The organism is Herbaspirillum sp. Her4 (genome assembly GCF_057961335.1).
Genome location: NZ_CM176330.1, coordinates 2,316,534 through 2,335,652 on the forward strand (window position 1 = coordinate 2,316,534; position 19,119 = coordinate 2,335,652).

The window sequence follows — 19,119 nt, forward strand, 5'->3', positions numbered from 1 at the left end:
CCATGCAATCTGCCATTGTCGGCCGCATCGGCCCATGGATGGCAGGCAACACAACTAAAAAAACGTAAAGACAGACGAGGAGCACGACAATGAGTATCCACGCAAGTGGCGCTCTCCCCACGGTCCATGTGGACCAGGTGGTGGAGCAGGGCCGGTTCGGCACTTTTCAATTCGGCCTGCTGCTGCTGTGCGGCCTGTGCCTCATCATCGATGGTTTCGACGTGCAGGCCATGGGCTATGTGGCCCCGGCCATCATCGCCGACTGGGGCGTGAGCAAGGCCAGCCTGGGACCGGTATTCGGTGCCGGCCTGTTCGGCATGCTGCTGGGCTCGCTGGTGCTTACCCCGGTGGGTGACCGCTACGGCCGCCGTCCGGTCCTGATCGCCTCGACCCTGTTCTTTGCGGTCTGCATGCTGGTGACGCCGCTGGTCACCACCATCGATCAGTTGCTGATCGTGCGTTTCATCACCGGCTTCGGCCTGGGCAGCATCATGCCCAATGCGATGGCGCTGGTCGGTGAATACAGCCCCTCCTCCTCCCGCGTGACCCGCATGATGCTGGTCTCCTGCGGCTTTACCGTGGGCGCTGCGGCCGGCGGATTCGTGAGCGCAGCGCTGATCCCGGCGCACGGCTGGCATGCGGTGTTCTGGGTGGGCGGTGCAGTGCCGCTGGTGCTGGGCCTGGCGATGCTGGTCTGGCTGCCGGAATCGATACAGTTCCTGGTGCTGCACCGTCGTGCGCGCAGCCAGGTGGCACGCTGGCTGCGCAAGCTCGATCCCGCCATCCGCATCGATGACAAGACCGAGGTCGTGGTCAAGGAAAGCAAGGCCGAAGGCATGCCGGTAGCCGCCCTGTTCCGCGATGGCCGCGCCGGTGTCACCGTGCTGCTGTGGCTGATCAGCTTCATGAACCTGATCAACCTGTACTTCCTCTCCAATTGGCTGCCCACGCTCATTCGTGACGCCGGCTATTCCACCAGCATGGCCGTGCTGATCGGTACCTCGCTGCAAGTGGGCGGCGTGGTCGGTACGCTGACCTTGGGCCGCTTCATCAACCGCTTCGGCTTCACCCGCGTACTGGGTAGCTGCTTCCTGCTGGCCTGCGTGTCCATTGCGCTGATCGGCAAGGTGGCGGCCATGCCGGTGCTGCTGTTCCTGGCGGTGATCGTGGCGGGCTTCTGCATCGTGGGTGGACAACCGGCCGTCAATGCACTGGCCGGTACCTTCTACCCGACCACGCTGCGTTCCACCGGCATCGGCTGGGCGCTGGGCATCGGCCGCATCGGCTCGGTGGTCGGGCCGGTCATCGGCGGCCAACTGATCGCGCTGCAGTGGAGCAATGGTTCGCTGTTCATCGCAGCGGCGGTGCCGGCGCTGATTTCGGCGCTGACCATCGCGCGCCTGCATCGTACTTCCCGAGGAGTGTCCGCATGAATACCGTCACCGATTCTTCCGTCAGCCATCACGTGCATACACGCGGCTACCAGTCCGGCTTCGGCAATGAGTTCGCCACCGAGGCCCTGCCGGGTGCGCTTCCCGCGCACCAGAATTCGCCGCAGCGTGCGCCCTATGGCCTGTATGCCGAGCAGATTTCCGGTACCGCTTTCACCGCGCCGCGCGGTCACAACCGTCGCTCGTGGCTCTATCGCATCCGTCCGGCAGCAGTGCATCATCCGTTTGAGCCAATGGAACGCGGCCTGCTGGTGAGTCACTTCGACGACGTCGCAGCGCCGCCCAACCAGTTGCGCTGGGACCCGCTACCCATGCCGACCGTGCCCACCGATTTCATCGAAGGGATGGTCACGATGGCCGGCAACGGCTCGCCGCAAGCCCAGAGCGGTTGCGCCATTCACTTGTATGCCGCCAATTGCTCGATGACCGATCGTTTCTTCTATTCGGCCGATGGCGAACTGCTGATCGTGCCGCAGCTGGGCCGCCTGCAATTGCGTACCGAGCTGGGCGTGATCGATATCGAGCCGCAGGAGATCGCCGTCATTCCGCGTGGCGTGCGCTTCCAGGTGCGCCTGCCGGATGGCGAGGCACGCGGCTACATCTGCGAGAATTTCGGCGCGCTGCTGCGCCTGCCTGATCTCGGTCCGCTGGGTTCCAACGGACTGGCCAATCCGCGCGATTTCGCCACGCCGCACGCCTGGTACGAAGACCGCGAGGGCGACTTCCAGCTCATCGCCAAATTCGGCGGCAATCTGTGGCAGGCGAAGATCGGCCATTCGCCGCTGGATGTGGTGGCCTGGCATGGCAACTATGTTCCCTACAAGTACGACCTGCGCCACTTCAACACCATCGGTTCGATCAGCTACGACCATCCCGATCCCTCGATCTTCCTGGTGCTGCAGTCGCAGAGCGATACGCCCGGCGTGGATACGATCGACTTCGTGATCTTCCCGCCGCGCTGGCTGGCTGCTGAAAATACCTTCCGTCCGCCCTGGTTCCACCGCAACGTGGCCAGCGAATACATGGGCCTGATCACCGGCCAGTACGATGCCAAGGAAGGCGGCGGCTTTGTGCCCGGCGGCGGCAGCCTGCATAATTGCATGAGCGGTCACGGACCGGATGCGGCCACCTTCGAGAAAGCCAGCCGCATCGATACCAGCATCCCGAACAAGGTCGACCACACCATGGCCTTCATGTTCGAGACCCGCAACATCCTTTGCCCGACCCGTCACGCCCTGTCCGCGCCGACCTTGCAGCGCGATTACCAGGACTGCTGGCTGGGCATCCAGAAGAACTTCAACCCGGAGCGCGCATGAGCCTGCCTAGCCTGACACTGAACGAAACCCATGACACCTCGCTGCGTAGCTGGGTCCAGAGCGCAAATGCAGAAAACTGCAGCTTCCCGATCCAGAACCTGCCTTACGGCGTGTTTCGCCGCAGCGGCAGTGAAGAAGCGTACCGCGCGGGCGTTGCGATTGGCGACCAGATCCTGGACCTGCCGGCCGCCCAATCAGCCGGCGCCTTCTCGGGCTTCGATGAAGCCACGCGCACGGCGGCGCACGCGGCCTGCAGCGGCAGCAGCCTCAATGCCCTGATGGCGCTCACGCCGGCTGCCTGGTCGGCACTGCGCCTGGCATTGTCGCGCCTGCTGCGCAGCGGTTCGGCGCATCAGTCAGAACTGGCCGCCTGCCTGGTGCCGCAAGCCCAGGCCGAATACGATGTACCGGCCGTGATCGGCGACTACACCGATTTCTACACATCGATCCACCACGCCACCACGATAGGCAAGCTGTTCCGTCCGGACAATCCGCTGCTGCCCAACTACAAATGGGTGCCCATCGGTTATCACGGCCGTGCTTCTTCCATCGCGATCTCGGGCCAGCAGTTCCGCCGTCCGGTGGGCCAGACCAAGGCCCCCGATGCAGACCTGCCCGCTTTCGGTCCCTGCAAGCGGCTGGATTACGAACTGGAACTGGGCATCTTCATCGGCGGCGGCAATGCCCTGGGCGAGCCGGTCCCGATGGCGCAGGCCGAGGACAAGGTGTTTGGACTTTGTCTCCTGAACGACTGGTCCGCACGCGATGTGCAGGCCTGGGAATACCAGCCGCTGGGTCCCTTCCTGTCGAAGAGCTTTGCTTCTACCATCTCGCCCTGGATCGTCACGCTGGAAGCGCTGGCCCCGTACCGTTGCGGATGGACGCGTCCGGCGGACGACCCGCAGCCGCTGCCTTACCTGGATGCGCCGACCCTGCGCGAGAGCGGCGCCTTTGACATCGAACTGGAAGTGCTGATCCAGACCGCTGCCATGCGTGAAGCGGGCAGTGCCCCGCAACGGCTCTCGCTGGGCAACTATCGGGATGCCTACTGGACCGTGGCGCAGCTGGTCACGCACCATACCGTCAATGGCTGCAACTTGCGTCCGGGCGATTTCTTCGGGTCGGGTACCTTGTCGGGTCCGGCACCGGACCAGGCCGGTTCGCTGCTGGAACTGAGCGGTGGCGGCAAGACCCCGCTGACCCTGGCCAATGGCGAGAAGCGCGTCTTCCTGGAAGATGGCGATACCATCATCCTGCGCGCAGTGGCTCGTCGCGATGGCTTGCCCACTATCGGTTTCGGTGAAGCGGCCGGCACCGTGTTGCCTGCCCGCAGCCTGGCCTGATCCGATTGTCTTTCCTGAAGGAAGCAAGCGCATGACTACCCTCTACAGCTATTTCCGCAGCTCGGCCTCGTATCGCGTGCGCATCGCCCTGAATCTCAAAGGCGTGCCTTATGAAACGGCGGCCGTGCATCTGTTGAACCAGGGCGGCGAGCAATTGCTGCCCGCCTTCACGCAGTTGAATCCGCATGCGCTGGTCCCGGTACTGGCCGACCAGGGCAAGCTGCTCACGCAGTCGATGGCGATGCTGGAGTATCTGGAAGAGCGCTATCCGACGCCCTCCCTGTTGCCGGGCGATGCCTTTGCGCGAGCGCATATCCGCGAACTGTCGCTGGCCATCGCCTGTGAAATCCATCCGCTGAACAACCTGCGCGTGCTGCGTTATCTCAAGCACGCGCTGGCCGTGGATGAGGCGCAGAAGACGGCCTGGATCCAGCACTGGATCAAGCTCGGTTTCACCGCGCTGGAACAGCAACTGGCGGCCGATACCACCCGTGGCCACTTCTGCGTAGGCGATGCACCGACCATGGCCGATTGCTTCCTGATTCCGCAGATCTTCAATGCGCGCCGTTTCGAAGTGGACATGGCGCCTTACCCGACGCTGTGCGCCATCGAGGCCGCCTGTAATGCGCTGCCCGCTTTCGAGCAGGCGCATCCGGCGCAACAGCCCGACGCCGCCTGAGCGATCAGCCCGGGCTGCGGCGCGGTACCAGCAGGTTGCCTGTCATGATGAGCACGGCTTCGTCGTGCTGGTTGTAAGTCGTCACGCGATGGTTGAGGAATCCCTGCTGCGGCTTGGATTGCGAAGTCTTGATGCCCAGCACTTCGGCTTCCAGGCGCAGCACATCGCCGGGACGGGTCGGACGCGGCCAGCGGAATTCATCGAAGCCGGCACCGATGATGCCGCCCTGGATGTGCAGGGTATCGACCAGCAGGCGCATGGTCAGCGCGGCGGTATGCCAGCCGCTGGCGGCCAGGCCACGGAAGAAGGTCTGCTGTGCAGCTTCGTCGTCGAGGTGGAAGGGCTGGGGATCGTACTGTTGGGCGAACTGCTTGATCTCTTCGGCGCTCACGGTGAGCGTGCCCGGCGAGCGAAATACCTGGCCCGGCTGGAAGTCATCGAGGTAGTTGAGGGTGGTCACTGAGTCTCCCTGTTCATTGTTATCGAAGTCAGACCTGGTCCTTGGGCGGCCAGGGTTGGTCACAGTATAACGACAGACCGGAAAACAAAAGGCCGCAGCGAGAATCGCTGCGGCCTTTCACAGGGAGCTCCGCGCGTGCGGACCTGTCCTCAAAACGATCACGACGACTTGGACAACTTCGCCAGCTGCTGGGTCAGATAGCTCTGCCGCGACTGCATCGTCGCCAGCGTCACGTTGAGCCGGTTGAACTGGTTGGTGTAGTTGTCCTTCAGGGTTTGCAGCCGATCATTGGCCGCGGTCTGCTGGTCGGTCACGATCTTGAGGCTGTCCTGCAGGCCCTTGGTCTTGGTGGCCAGCGTGCCGCTGTCGCCCAGGATGCTGTCCATCAGCTTCTGCAGCTTGGGCACTACGCCGGAGGTCCCGGTGAAGAGCTTGGTGACCGCGTCGAAATCCTTGTTGCCGGCCGTCGTCAGCTTGGTCGCATCCAGCGCCAGCGTGCCATCCTTCTGGAACGAGATCCCCACCTGCGACAGGTTCATGCCGCCATCGTCGCCCAGTGCGCCCAGCATGGTGCCGCGGATCTGCGTCATCATGTTCAGCACGGAAGATTCCGCTGCCAGCGGCGAGCCGGTGCTGGCCTGGCCCTTGGTGGTGGACGGGGTCTGCTTGGTGAGGTTGGTCACGGCCTTGGCCAGGTTGTTGTAGGCCGTCACGAAACTGTTGGCCGCCGTCGACAGGCCGCTGGTGTCATTGGCGATGGACAGCGAGAAATTGTCCGCCGCCGTCGTCACCTTCGCCAGGTTCAGCGTCACGCCCGAAATCGCATTGCTGACCTTGTTGGTGGTGCTGGTCACCGCCACGCCATCGATGGTCAGCTTGGCATCCTGCGCCTTGGCCAATTGCCCCATGCTGCTGCCGGACAGGTTGGCATAGTCATTGCTGCCGACCAGCTTGATCGGATCCGTGCCGGCCGGCGTGAGCACCAGATGGTCATTGCTGCCGTCGTTGCTGATGCTGGCGGTCACGCCGGTATTGGCATCGTTGATGGCTTTCATCACGTCGTTCAGGCCGATGGCACCGCTGTTGTCGAGATCGGTCGGGGTGATGGTGAAGGACTTGCTGCCGACCTGCAGCGCCAGGCTGCCGCTGCTGTAAGTCTGGTTGGTCGCTACGCCCGTGGTGGTGACGGTGCCGCTGGGATCGAAGTTGAACACCGCAAAATTGCCGGTGCCGCTGACCCGCAGGCTGTTGGCCGCGCCGCTGTCCTTGGCGGTGAGCACCAGGTGGTCGTTGGTGCCGTCGCTGACGATGGCCGCATTGACGCCCGCATCGCTGGCGTTGATGGCATCGCGCACACCGGCCAGGGTATTGGTCTTGGGCTGGATCAGCGTGGTCGAGCCATTGCCGGTCTTGATGGCCAGCACGCCATTGTCGAAGGTGGTGCCGGGCACGATGCCGGCCGAGCTGACCTTGACCGCCTGCGCCAGCTGGCTCACGCCGATGCTGTACTTGCCGGCGGCGGCCTTGGTGGCATCGCGCGGGGCCTGGATCTGCGTCACCGAGCCCGACACGCTGGGGTCATAGCTCAGCCCGGACAGCGAATTGTTGGCCGTGACCTTGATGGTGTTGGCCGTGCCGCCGGTATTGGATTCCAGGACCAGATGGTCGCCGCTGCCATCGGTGACGATGGAGGCCGTCACGCCGGCCTTGGAGGCATTGATGGTGTCGCGCAGACCCGCCAGGGTGGCATTGGCCTGCAGCGTGATAAAGGTGGGCGAGTTGGTGCCGATCTTGATGGCGATCGAGTCGCCGGCATTGAAGGTGGTGCCGCTGGCATAGCCACCGGATTTCAACTTCTGTGCCAGGACCTTGGTCGAGTCGTCACTGTTGGCCTCTGCCGTGAACGGATCGGTGGTCAGGCTGGTGCCGGTGCCGGCATTGGACACGGTGGTCTTCTGCGCACTGAAGCTGGCGGCCGTCATGACCTTCAGGGCGCTTTGATAGCTGGTCAGCGCATTCTTCAGCGAGCCATACGCGGAAATGAGCGTGTTGAAGCCGCTTTCTTTGGTCTTCAGCGGTGTGAGCTTGGACTTGCTCTCGACCGCGATGAGCTGGTTGACCAGCGTCGAAACGTCAAGCGGACCGGCCGATGTCGAGATCGTCCCCGTGGAGGTTGCCATGTTGACCCCTAAGCAAACGTGATGTTCTTGTAATTTGAGAAACTGACCCTTCGTCAGCGCACCCGAAGGTTAACGGCACGTCTTTACAAAAGTAAAGGGGAGTTTGCTGACCAATAGTCGTGTTTTTCTGGGGAATTTGTGGAGATTGGATGGAGATGCCGCAATCCGGCCATCGTGGAGGGCATAAATGTAAAGATGAGGCCGAGGGCTTGCCGCGCTGGAAAAGGCTTGCTGTGCGGAAATTGACAGGGGGGTGTGCAAAAACGATCAGGAGGGTCCGCGATCGTCTGTACAGAAAAAAGGGCAGGAAAAAGGCGAGGATAAAGGCCAGCAAAACGTACCGAAAAACGGTGCAGACAGCGCAGCCGCCACATGCAGGGCGTGCCAGGCTGCCACCGCACGGTACCGGCCGGCGGTGGCCAGCCCATGGGGCTCAGGTCTGGATGAATTTTTCCAGCGGATAGTGATGCTTGATGAAGGGCGACTTGATGACGATGTAGCTGAAATACTTCTCGATGCGCAGGTTCTGTTCCAGCAGCGATTCGATTACGCTCTGGTAGTGCACCACGCTGCGGGTCATGAACTTGAGCAGGTAGTCATAGCCACCGCTGACCAGATGGCATTCGATGATTTCATCGACGTTGCGGATGGTGGCTTCGAACTTGGCGAAGTCTTCGCGCCGATGGTCCGACAGCGTCACCTCGGTGAACACGATCTGGACGTCGGCCAGTTTCTCCAGACGGATATACGCGCCATAGCCGCTGATGTAGCCGGCCTTCTCCAGGCGCTTGACGCGGATCAGGCAGGGACTGGGCGAGAGGCCGACGGCGTCGGCCAGGATTACATTGGTAATGCGGCTATTCTGCTGCAGGTGACACAAAATCCTCAGATCGATCCGGTCCAGTTTCAACGCGCCGTTAGTCATCATGTTGCCTCGGGTTATTCGACTCAGCCTGCCGGTTTGCCTCGCGTATCGCACGCAGCGCAATCCGGCAGGATGTAGCAGGGCATTTTAACCCCTCCGGCGGCGATTTCCCCATCGTGCCGGAGGCGATACTCGCATGGGCCGGCTCAGCGCACGGCCTGGCGCACCTCGGGTTGGGCCAGCACTTCATCGAGGATGGCCCGCAGGCGCGCAAACATCAGCGCGAAATCCTCTTCCGTGTAGCACAGCGCGGGCGCGAAGCCGAGGATGTTGTCGCCGAAGGCGCGGAACACCAGCCCATGGCGATAGGCCACCTGGAAGATGCGATCGTGCAGCTTCAGCTCGGGTGCAAAGCGTGCCTTGGTCTGCTTGTCAGCCACCAGTTCCAGTGCGCCCAGCAGGCCACGGCTGCGCGCATCGCCCACCAGCGGATGATCGAGCAGGGCGCGCAGGCCGCCGGCGAAGACCGGTTCCAGGCGCCGGCCGTTTTCCAGCAGACCGCCTTCCTCATACAGCCGCAGGACCTCCAGCGCCACCGCCGCACTGACCGGATGGGCCGAGTAGGTCTGGCCATGGCCGACCACGGTGCTCATCGGTGCGCCATCGGCAATGCCGTTGTAGACACGGTCCGACATCATCACCGCGCCCATCGGCGCATAGCCGGCGGTGAGGCCCTTGGCCATGGTCATCAGGTCGGGCTGCACGTCTTCGTCCAGGCAGGCGAACATCGGGCCGGTGCGGCCGAAGCCGGTGATGACCTCGTCCACCACGAACAGGATGTCCAGCTGGTTGCAGGCCAGCTGCATGGCCTTGAGCCAGCCTTTGGGCGGCACCACCACGCCGCCGGAACCCTGGATCGGTTCGCAGAAGAACGCCGCCACATTGTCCGCGCCCAGTTCGGCGACCTTGTCGCGCAGCGATTGCACCGAGGCCGCGATGATCGCTTCATCGCCCTGCAGCTCGCTGCGGTAAGGGTAAGGCGAGGGCAGGTAATGCTGGGTCGGCAGCGGCAGGTTGAAGTTGTAATGGAAATTGGGCAATGCAGTCAGGCCCGCGCCCACCGAGGACGAACCGTGATAGCCACGCTGCAGCGAGATGAAATGCTTTTTGGTCGGCTTGCCGATGGAGTTGTGATAGTGCGTGATGTAGCGAATGGCCGCATCCACCGCATCGGAACCCCCCAAGGTGAAATACACGTGCTTGAGCGACGCCGGGCTGATGTCCACCAGTTTCTTGGCCAGCAGGATGGCCGGTTCCGAGGCGAAGTGGAAATAGCCGGTGGCATACGGCAGGCGCTGCATCTGTTCGGTCGCGGCGCGGATCACGCTTTCCTGGCCATAGCCGGTATTGACGCACCACAGTCCCGAGAAGGCATCCAGCAACTGCTTGTCCTGGTGATCGGTCAGGTAGGCACCCTGGCCCGACTTGAGGATGATGGGTCCCAGTTCTTCATGCTCGCGGAAGCTGGCAACGGGGTGGATCAGGTGGCTGCGGTCGAGCGCGGCCAGGGCGGAAGTTTGCATAGAGGTGGACTCGCTGAAGATGCGTTGAACAAGGCCGTGCAGGCAAACGGCACAACCGGCATGTGTTCTATCCTATGCCCTCGGCCTCGCAGGCGATGCGCAAGATGCGGGGCTGAAAAAGCATCTTCATGGGTTTTGCGCGCTGCTGCGGCATTTTCTGCGGCAGCAGCGCGGACACTTCAGCCCAGCCTCAGCCCAGCGCCTGGTTGACGATGGAGAACAGCTGCATGCCCGCATCACGTACCGGCGGCTCACCCTTGCACATGCGCGTGACATGGTCCACGCAGGTCAGGCCCAGCTTGTCGAACCAGGCCGGCAGGCCGCTCGATTCGAACACGTCGATGCGGATGAAGGAGTCCGAATAAGTATTGATCCAGTGTGCGATCAATCCCTTGGCGCGTTCCGCGTCGGGTGCCACCACCGGCCCGATCACGCGGCCATGGCCGAAGCGGCGCACCAGCGCAAAGCCCAGCATCTCGCCATCGCGGTCCAGTGCCACGCCTTCGGATATCTCCAACAGGGCCAGCAGCAGCTTGCTGCGATCCATGCCGGTGGCCTGCGCATCCAGTTCCAGCAGGCGATGGACATCATTCTTGCCCATCGGCCGCACGCGCTCGCCCGGTGGCAGCGACACCAGCACCGGCTGCGCTGACGAGCCCTGGAACTGGTGCAGCACATCCTGCTGCACGAAACCCAATTGCTTGTAGAGCGGCATGCCGGCCGCTGTCGCGTTGACGATGAGGCTGCGGCCATTGACTTCGCTGGCCGCATGCTGCATCAGCCGCCGTCCCAGGCCGCGCCGCTGCAACTCGGTCTGCACCAGCAGCATGCCGATGACGGCGTGGTGCTCGCCATAGGTGGTGCAGACCACGCTGCCGACGGTGCGCAGCGCCGCGTCCGCGGCGGTGTTTTCCAGCAGGTAGCCTTGCCCCATCTGCAGCAGGAAATTCCAGTCTTCCAGCCGGTGCGGCCACTTGAAGCGCAGCGACAGCCGGTGGCAGTGGCCCAGGTCATCCGTTGCAATCGGCCGCAAGAGCAGGTCGGGCAAGGGCTCGCGGGCGGTCTCGGGCTCGTGGGTGGACAGCGCGGGCATGGTGGCTCCTGTTGGTTTCAGTGAGAGGGGCAGCTAGGCAGGGGAGGACTCAGAGCTGGCCCTGGCAAACGTATTTGGTGTGCAGGTAATCATCCAGGCCATGCACCGAGCCTTCGCGGCCATAACCGGATTCCTTCACGCCGCCGAAGGGCGCCGCTTCCGCTGCCAGCGCACCTTCGTTGACGCCCACGATACCGCTTTCCAGCGCATCGGTGACGCGATGGATGCGGCGCACATCGGTCGAATAGAAATACGCCGCCAGGCCGAAGGGCGTGGCATTGGCGGCGGCGATCACTTCCTCTTCCGTCGAGAAGCGGGTAATTGGTGCCACCGGTCCGAAGGTCTCTTCGCAGCTGCATTGCATCTCGCCGGTGACGTTGGCCAGCACGGTCGGGGCATAGTAGTTGTCGCTTTCGAAGCCGGCGCCCTGCAGGCGCTTGCCGCCGGTGATCACGCGCGCACCGCGTTCGATGGCATCGCGCACGTGCTGGTCGATCTTGCCAATGGCGCGGGCGTTGATCATGGGGCCGATCTGCGAAGCCGGATCGGTGGCCGGGCCGACCTTCAGTGCCGCCACGCGCGCCCCGAGCTTGGCCACGAAGTTTTCATAGACCTTGTCTTGCACGTAGATGCGGTTGGGGCTCACGCAGGTCTGGCCGCCATTGCGGAACTTGGCGGCCATCACGCCATCGATGGCGGCATCGATATCGGCATCATCAAAGACGATGAAAGGCGCATTGCCGCCCAGTTCCAGCGAGAGCTTCTTCAAGGTATCGGCCGAATGGCGCGCCAGGTGCTTGCCCACGGCGGTCGAGCCGGTGAAGCTGATCTTGCGCACGCGGCCATCGGCCAGCCACACATCGACCACTTCCGGGGTACGTTCGCGCGAGGCCGTGACGATGTTGATGACCCCGGCCGGCACGCCCGCTTCCAGTGCCAGGCGGATCAGCGCCAGCGACGTCAGCGGCGTGTCCTCGGCCGGTTTGCACACCACGGTGCAGCCGGCGGCCAGGGCCGGGGCGATCTTGCGGGCGATCATCGCTGCCGGGAAATTCCACGGCGTGATGGCCGCCACGACACCCACCGGTTCCTTCAACGCCATCATGCGGCGGCCGGTGACCGGTGCCGGGATGATGTCGCCATTGGCGCGCGTGGCTTCTTCACCGAACCATTCCACATAGCTGGCGGCATAGGCCACTTCGCCCTTGGCTTCGGCCAGCGGCTTGCCCTGCTCGCGCGAGATCAGGCGGCCCAGGTCTTCCTGGTGCGCCAGCAGCAGATCGTTCCAGCGCTTGATGATGGTGGCGCGCTGCTTGGCCGGCGTGGCACGCCAGGCCGGGAAGGCGGCCACAGCCGCATCGACGGCAGCACGCGCGTCAGCGGCGGTACCGTCCGGCACGGTGGCAAACACCTGGCCAGTGGCCGGGTCAGTCACGTCCAGTACGCGGCCATCGGCCGCTGCGCGCCAGTCGGCGCCGATCAGTTGGGCGCCGGGCATCAGATCCTGGCGTTGCAGAGTCAGAGAGGTCATGGTGAGCATTCAGCAAAAGTTAATGCAACTATCAACGAGCATTCAATAAAAGTTAATGCAGCCAGCGGCGCATCATCAGGCCAGCTTGTCCTTGAGCTGGTAATACAGGCCGATCACCGGCAGGAACCACGGCGGCCCGAAGTGGCCGGGGATGGCCGGCCATTCGCGTTCGCGCCAGGGATTGGCCAGCGCGTCACCCGCCATCACCTGGGCCATGCACTGGCCCATGTGCACCGACATCTGCGTGCCGTGGCCGCTGTAACCCATGGAGTAATACAGTCCGTCGCGTTCGCCGGCCTGCGGCAGGCGGTCGCGTGTCATGTCGACCAGGCCGCCCCAGCAGTAGTCCAGGCGCACCTGGCCTAGCTGCGGGAAGGTCTCATGCAGGCCCTGACGCAGGATCTCGCCGCTGGCCGCATCGGACTGCGGACTGGAAATCGCAAAGCGCGCCCGTCCGCCAAAGACCAGGCGGGTATCGGGCGTCATGCGGAAATAGTGGTGGATGTTGGCCACCGTGGTGTAGGTGCGCTGCCTGGCCAGCATCGCGGCAGCGCGCTCGGCGCCCAGCGGTTCGGTCACCACGATGAAACTGCCGATGGGCACGATGCGCCGGCGCAGCCAGCCGAAGCTGCCATAGGCCCCGTGACGGCTGGCTCCGGTGGCCAGCAGCACCTGCTTGGCCGTGATGGTGCCGCGCGCGGTGTGGACGCGATGCGCGTGGGTGTTGCCGATGCGTTCCAGGCGTCGCACTTCGGTACCGGTATGGATGGCCGCGCCGTGACGTTCTGCCGCCGTGGCCAGGCCCCAGGCGAAGCGGCCCATGTGCATCTGGCCGCTGCGCTTGTAGAGCAGGCCGCCGTGGAAGCGCTCGCTTTGCACCTCGGCACGCACGCGGGCGACATCGAGGATCTCCACATCGCTGTCCACGCCATCGGCGATGAGACGGTCGGCGCTGCGTTGCAGGGCGTCCATCTGATAGGGTTTGGTGGCCATCTTGAGCTTGCCGTGGCGCAGGAAATCGCAGGCGATCTGCTCCTGCTCCACCAGCCGTGCCACCGTATCGACCGCATCGTCATAGGCGTGATACCAGGCGCGGGCACGCTCCACGCCGACTTTGGCGGCGACCTCGGCATAGTCCACCGCCAGGCCATTGTTGACGTGGCCGCCGTTGCGGCCCGAGGCTTCCGCAGCCACATGCGGGCCGGCTTCCAGCACCACCACCGAGGCCCCGCGTTTGGCGAAAGCCAGTGCCGCCGACAAGCCGGTGAAGCCGCCGCCGACGATGGCCACGTCAACCTGCGTGGGCAGCTCGCGCGTGGGGGAGATGAACAGCGGGGCAGAATCGGTCCAGTAGGATTCCAGCTTCATGGTCGGGGCTTCAGGCAGGTGAATGGGGAAAGGTGAGGCGGCAGACGCACTGCGCCACGTCATCAAGGATAGAACGCATAAGCCAGCGCCGTGACGCGAACTGCCCGCCGCCAGCGGCATGGCATGCCGTTGTGGCGGGGCGGTTCGGCATTTTGTTTGCCATGCGGCATCTCCGGATGAAGTGGCGTGGAGGTATCAGTAACCGCGCTGGCGGTCGATCAGGCCCAGCAGCGGCAAGCCCTCGCGATGGCGGCGCAGGTTTTCCAGCACCGCATCGACCGCACCATCGGGCTGGGTCATGCTGGCGATGTGCGGCGTGAGCACGATGTCGGGATGGGTCCAGAAGGGATGGCCCTGCGGCAAGGGTTCGGTCTCGCACACGTCCAGTACGGCGGCGCTCAACTGGCCGTCATTCAAGGCGGCCAGCAGGTCGTCTTCCACCAGATGGCCACCGCGTCCGACGTTGACCAGCGCAGCACCGCGCGGCAATTGCGCAAACAGCTCGCGGTTGAGCAGGCCGCGCGTATCGTCGGTCAGCGGCACCAGGCACACCAGCACATCGGTACGCGCCAGGAAGTGGCGCAGGCCATCGCTGCCGCTGTAGCAATCGATACCGTCCATCTGGTGCGCCGAACGGCTCCATCCTGCGCAGGGGAAACCCAGTCCGTGCAACTGCTGCAGCACGGCGCGCCCCAGCATGCCCAGTCCCAGCACGCCGACGCGGCAAGCCGAGGCCGGGCGCACGCGATGGGCGCGCCACACCTGTTCCCGCTGCTGTCGCGCATACACGCGGCTGTCACGATGCAGGCCCAGCACCGCGTGCGTCACGTACTGCACCATGCCGGCGGCGATGCCGGGTTCGGTCATGCGCACCACCGGCAGGTCCGGGGGCAGGGTGGACATGTCGAACTGGTCGATGCCGGCCCCGACCGAGAACAGGATTTCCAGATGGGGGAAGCGTTGCGCGATATCGTCTGGCGGCGTCCAGGCGGCCAGATAGCGCACGCTGCTGCCATCGCCTTCATGCGGCCAGATATGGAAGGGCAGCTCGGGGGCCTTCTCGGCAAACAGTTGCGCCCATTCGGCACCGCGGACCGGATCGGCCTTGTAGAGAAAAGTCATGTTGGTCTCGTGCGGGCCGTTCAGCCCAGTGCCTGGTTGATCATGGAATAGGTGCGCCACGCGGTGACGGGCGCGGGCGGGGTGCCACGGCACATGCTGACCACGTTGTCCACGCAGGTCAGGCCGATCTCTTCGAGCCACGGTTTGAGGCCGGTCCGGCCCGGCACGTCGATGCGCAGATAAGCGCCGGGATAGGCGTTGATCCAGTAAGCGATGAGCGTTTTCGCATCTTCCACATGGCTGGCGATGACGGGGCCGATCACGCGGCCGCGCCCGAACTCGCGCAGATAGGCGACGCCCTTGACCTGGCCCGCCTGTTCCAGCACGGCCACTTCAGAGGTGTCCAGCAGCGGCACCAGCAGGGCGCTGCGGTCCATGCCGCTGGCCTGTCGGTCCAGTGCCAGCAGATAAGGCACTTCGTCCTTGCGCAACGGGCGGATGCGCGCGCCTGCGGCCAGCACCGGGGTGGCACGCGCGGTGGTGCTCTGGTGCTGGCTCAGGGTGTCGGTGACCACGAAGCCCAGCTTCTCATAGAGCGGGCGTCCGGCCTCGGTGGCATTGAGGATGACGTTGCGCGTACCGGCATCCTGCAGCAGGCGCTGCATCATGGCGCGTCCCAGGCCACGGCCCTGCAGGGCATCGGTGATGATGACCAGGCCCAGCGAGGCATAGTCCTCGCCGAGCGGGCAGAGCATGCCGCTGCCGGCCACGCTGCGCGTGCCATCGGGTTCTTCCAGTTCCACCGCCCAGCTGCTGCTGACCTGATGATGGAACTGCCAGTCGGCCAGCCGGTGCGGCCAGTAGAGGTGCAGGCTCATGGCGTGGCAACTGGCCAGGTCCTCGGGGCGCATGGGGCGCAGGGTGGTCTGTACGGCCTGTCCGGCCGGGAGCGTGCTTTGGGTAGTCATGCAGCGTGTCCTTGTCGATACGGTGGCGATGCGGATGAGGCAGGGTCAATGGTCCCTGTTCCGTCAAATCCTATAAATATATAAATAGTTTGCTGGTTTCGGTCTTCTCGCGCTGCGGGCCGCGCCCGCTGGCCGGGTCCGCAACGCTACCCCAGCGATGATGCACCTGGCGCGGCATTGCGCGGCAGTTTTCAAGCCTGCCAATTCGCAATCTTATGGCGATCTGCCCCCTCTTCTCGGCACAAAATTGGGCGGCACCGGCAGTAGCATGATGCAGCCCCCGCAGGTTCTGCTTTGACAGGCCAGCGCGGTGCGCAAGCAGATGCGGAGCAGGCATCGCCTGCGCAAATGCAGTCCCGGACATGCGCCAGCCTGCGGACACGATCCGCACCAGCTTGGTGAAAATGCCCCAAAGCAGCGCACCCGGCTCGCATTGCTGCACTGCTCGGCAAGCTATGCTGATTGGACCGCAGAAAACACATATTTCTGTTTCGCGGCCCGGTCAAAAAGGAATAAATCGCAAGTTTCGCTATGTTGTAATCCTTCTCATGCAGTCAACCGCAATCCCGCAAGCAAGCAGCCTCCAGCGCAGGCCCAACAGGTGATGCGCCCCCTTTTTTGACAGGACGATTTTCCATGAGCATTTTCAAGCCCAAGTTCATTACCTTCGATTGCTACGGCACCCTGACCCGTTTCCAGATGTCGGAAACGGCACAAAAGATTTACGCCGATCGCGTCTCCGCCGAAGACATGCCGTTCTTCCTGCGCCAGTTCGCGGCCTATCGCCTCGATGAAGTGCTGGATCAATGGAAGCCCTACGAACAGGTCTGCAAGAACGCCATCACCCGCACCTGCGCGCGCTGGGGCATCAAGACCACCGACGAGGAAACCGGTGCCTTCTACAAGGCCGTGCCGACCTGGGGCCCGCACGCCGACGTGCCGGCCGGCCTCTCCAAGGTGGCCAAGGAATTCCCGCTGGTGATCTTCTCCAATGCCGACGACAGCCAGATCATGCACAACGTCGAGCAACTGGGCGCACCCTTCCACAAGGTCTTCACCGCCCAGCAGGCACAAGCCTACAAGCCGCGCCTGAGCGCCTTCGAATACATGCTCGACAACCTGAACTGCAATCCGGAAGACGTGCTGCACGTGTCCTCCAGCCTGCGTTACGACCTCATGCCGGCCTCCGACATGGGCATCAAGAACAAGGTCTTCGTGGCCCGCGGCCATGAACCCTCGACCCCGTATTACGGCTACACCGAAATCAAGGACATCTCCGGCCTGCCGGGCGTGCTGGGTCTGTAAGGCGCTTGTCAGCAGTCAGCAGTGAGCGGGAGCTGCAGGGCTCCCGTGCAGTTTCCGTCATTCCCGGTGTGCTCCCGCCCTGGTATCAATGTTGCGAGGAGTGTGCCGGACCCAACAGGCGGCGTGCCCTCCCGAGGGATCTGCAACATGCAGACGGCAGGGCAGGCCGGTGGTCTTCGTGGTTGAACTTTTATCGTGAGGCATTTCATGAGCAAGCAGGAAAACGGACATCACCCCAAAGAGGGTTCCATCATCACCGGCGATGCGCTGGACCAGGCCCCTGGCGGCTTCACCCGTCGCGACATGATGCGCACCCTGCTGGCCGGCAGCCTCATGACGGTCGGCGGCACGGGCCTGCTGACGGCCAGCGGCAGCGTCATGGCACAGACCGGCAAGCGCGGCGGCAAGATGCGCATCGCCACCCAGACCAGCTCCACTGCCGATACCCTGGACCCGGCCAAGACCGCGCACTCCACCGACTACACCCGGGTGCACATGTTCTACAACGGCCTGACCAAGCTCGATGGCAAGCTCGCACCGCAGATGGTACTGGCTGAAGAAATGCTGACCACCGACGCCATCACCTGGACCGTCAAGCTGCGCAAGGGCGTGGTATTCCACGACGGCAAGCCGTTCACCCCGGCCGACGTGGTCTACTCGATCATGCGCCACAAGGATCCGGCCACCGCCTCCAAGGTCAAGGTCGTAGCCGACCAGTTCGAATCGGTCAAGGCCACCGGCCCCAACGAAGTCCAGATCAAGCTCACCAGCGCCAACGCCGACTTGCCGGTGATCCTGGCGACCGCGCAGTTCCTCATCATCCGCGACGGCACCACCAACTTCAGCACCCCCAACGGGACCGGTGCCTTCAAGCTCAAGGAATTCACCCCGGGCGTGCGCACCATCGGCGTGCGCAACGAGAATTATTGGAAGACAGGCTTGCCCTACCTGGACGAAGTCGAACTCTTCGGCATCCCGGACGAAGCCGCGCGCGTCAATGCGCTGCTCTCCGGCGACGTGCACTGGATCAACGACGTCAACGCCCGTTCCACCGGCCGCGTCAAGGGCACGCCGGGCTACACCGTCATGGAAACCAAGTCGGGCCAGTACACCGACCTGGTCATCCGCCAGGACCAGGCCCCGGGCAACAGCATGGATTTCACGCTGGGCATGAAGTACCTGCTGGACCGCGAGCAGATCAAGATGGCCGCCTTCCGTGGCTATGCCGTGACCGCCAACGACCAGCCGATCGACCCGACCAACCGCTTCTACTTCGCCGGCCTGCCGCAGCGCCCCTTCGATCCGGAGAAGGCCAAGTTCCACCTGGAGAAGGCAGGCGTGCTGGGCAGCACCATCCCCATCGTGGCCTCGGTGGCCGCCACCGGTTCGGTCGACATGGCCGTGCTGATGCAGCAGAGCGCCGCCAAGATCGGCCTGAAGCTGGATGTGAAGCGCGTGCCCGCCGACGGCTACTGGTCCAACCAGTGGATGAAGGTGCCGGTCGGTTTCGGCAACATCAACCCGCGCCCCAGCGCCGACATCCTGCTGACCCAGTTCTTCAAGTCGGATGCGCAGTGGAACGAATCGGGCTGGAAGAATCCGCAGTTCGACCAGCTGGTGGTGGCCGCGCGCGGCGAGACCGACTTCACCAAGCGCAAGGCCATGTACGCCGACCTGCAGACCATGATCCACGAGAAGTGCGGCCTGGGTATCCCGGTCTTCATCATCAACCTGGAAGGCATGAGCACCAAGGTCAAGGGGATCGATCCGGTGCCGCTGGGTGCGTTCATGAACTACACCTGTGCGGAGTACGTCTGGCTGGACGCGTGAGTCCGGGAAAGTCTCACGCCTGACGTACGCTGTCAGTGGAAGTCGCGCGGGACCGGTCCATCTCGATGGCCGGCCCCGCCACTCG

Annotated in this window: 15 protein-coding genes; 6 read left to right on the top strand and 9 right to left on the bottom strand. The window is 63.8% G+C overall.

All coding sequences use genetic code 11. The features are described from left to right. The first annotated feature begins 89 nt into the window (after nucleotides 1-89). From ACWFUC_RS10510 to maiA, 4 genes are read left to right on the top strand one after another with little or no spacing between them, the layout of a single operon-like run. Nucleotides 90-1,433, top strand: a complete 1,344-nt coding sequence (locus ACWFUC_RS10510; protein ID WP_489624851.1) for an MFS transporter — start codon at nucleotides 90-92, stop codon at nucleotides 1,431-1,433. Further along, entirely contained in the window at nucleotides 1,430-2,767 is a 1,338-nt protein-coding gene (gene hmgA / locus ACWFUC_RS10515) for a homogentisate 1,2-dioxygenase (RefSeq protein ID WP_489624852.1), read from the top strand. Before ACWFUC_RS10510 ends, hmgA begins: the two co-directional genes overlap by 4 nt. Then, nucleotides 2,764-4,110, top strand: coding sequence for a fumarylacetoacetase (fahA, locus tag ACWFUC_RS10520; RefSeq protein ID WP_489624853.1), 1,347 nt, complete (start codon nucleotides 2,764-2,766; stop codon nucleotides 4,108-4,110). Before hmgA ends, fahA begins: the two co-directional genes overlap by 4 nt. Nucleotides 4,111-4,141: 31 nt before the next feature. Beyond that, complete coding sequence (gene maiA / locus ACWFUC_RS10525) at nucleotides 4,142-4,789, top strand: maleylacetoacetate isomerase (RefSeq protein WP_276841426.1); 648 nt, start codon at nucleotides 4,142-4,144, stop codon at nucleotides 4,787-4,789. A gap of 4 nt (nucleotides 4,790-4,793) precedes the next feature. Here the strand turns inward: maiA and ACWFUC_RS10530 are convergent, their stop codons facing one another. The 9 genes from ACWFUC_RS10530 to ACWFUC_RS10570 form a co-directional block, all read right to left on the bottom strand. Beyond that, nucleotides 4,794-5,249, bottom strand: a complete 456-nt coding sequence (locus ACWFUC_RS10530; protein ID WP_489624854.1) for a MaoC family dehydratase — start codon at nucleotides 5,247-5,249, stop codon at nucleotides 4,794-4,796. A gap of 158 nt (nucleotides 5,250-5,407) precedes the next feature. Further along, nucleotides 5,408-7,429, bottom strand: coding sequence for a flagellar filament capping protein FliD (fliD, locus tag ACWFUC_RS10535; protein ID WP_489624855.1), 2,022 nt, complete (start codon nucleotides 7,427-7,429; stop codon nucleotides 5,408-5,410). Nucleotides 7,430-7,862: 433 nt separating this feature from the next. After that, complete coding sequence (locus tag ACWFUC_RS10540) at nucleotides 7,863-8,357, bottom strand: Lrp/AsnC family transcriptional regulator (RefSeq protein ID WP_081486017.1); 495 nt, start codon at nucleotides 8,355-8,357, stop codon at nucleotides 7,863-7,865. Nucleotides 8,358-8,500: 143 nt separating this feature from the next. After that, nucleotides 8,501-9,877, bottom strand: coding sequence for an aspartate aminotransferase family protein (locus tag ACWFUC_RS10545; RefSeq protein ID WP_034332097.1), 1,377 nt, complete (start codon nucleotides 9,875-9,877; stop codon nucleotides 8,501-8,503). 190 nt (nucleotides 9,878-10,067) lie between these two features. Further along, the gene (locus ACWFUC_RS10550) at nucleotides 10,068-10,970 is read right to left on the bottom strand and encodes a GNAT family N-acetyltransferase (RefSeq protein WP_039785952.1); all 903 of its coding nucleotides are present in this window, start codon (nucleotides 10,968-10,970) and stop codon (nucleotides 10,068-10,070) included. Between the two features lie 49 nt (nucleotides 10,971-11,019). Next, the gene (locus ACWFUC_RS10555; RefSeq protein ID WP_034332106.1) at nucleotides 11,020-12,501 is read right to left on the bottom strand and encodes an NAD-dependent succinate-semialdehyde dehydrogenase; all 1,482 of its coding nucleotides are present in this window, start codon (nucleotides 12,499-12,501) and stop codon (nucleotides 11,020-11,022) included. A gap of 75 nt (nucleotides 12,502-12,576) precedes the next feature. After that, on the bottom strand, nucleotides 12,577-13,989 hold the full coding sequence (locus tag ACWFUC_RS10560; protein WP_489624856.1) for an NAD(P)/FAD-dependent oxidoreductase: 1,413 nt from the start codon (nucleotides 13,987-13,989) through the stop codon (nucleotides 12,577-12,579). 75 nt (nucleotides 13,990-14,064) lie between these two features. Beyond that, the gene (locus ACWFUC_RS10565; protein WP_121044150.1) at nucleotides 14,065-14,991 is read right to left on the bottom strand and encodes a 2-hydroxyacid dehydrogenase; all 927 of its coding nucleotides are present in this window, start codon (nucleotides 14,989-14,991) and stop codon (nucleotides 14,065-14,067) included. A gap of 20 nt (nucleotides 14,992-15,011) precedes the next feature. Then, nucleotides 15,012-15,899, bottom strand: a complete 888-nt coding sequence (locus ACWFUC_RS10570; protein ID WP_489624857.1) for a GNAT family N-acetyltransferase — start codon at nucleotides 15,897-15,899, stop codon at nucleotides 15,012-15,014. Nucleotides 15,900-16,535: 636 nt separating this feature from the next. Here ACWFUC_RS10570 and ACWFUC_RS10575 point away from each other — a divergent pair. Further along, nucleotides 16,536-17,204 carry a haloacid dehalogenase type II gene (locus ACWFUC_RS10575; RefSeq protein WP_034332087.1) on the top strand — a complete coding sequence of 223 codons (669 nt, stop codon included), beginning with the start codon at nucleotides 16,536-16,538 and terminating at the stop codon, nucleotides 17,202-17,204. A 207-nt stretch (nucleotides 17,205-17,411) separates the two neighbouring features. Next, entirely contained in the window at nucleotides 17,412-19,034 is a 1,623-nt protein-coding gene (locus ACWFUC_RS10580; RefSeq protein WP_039785964.1) for an ABC transporter substrate-binding protein, read from the top strand. The last annotated feature ends 85 nt before the right edge of the window (nucleotides 19,035-19,119 follow it).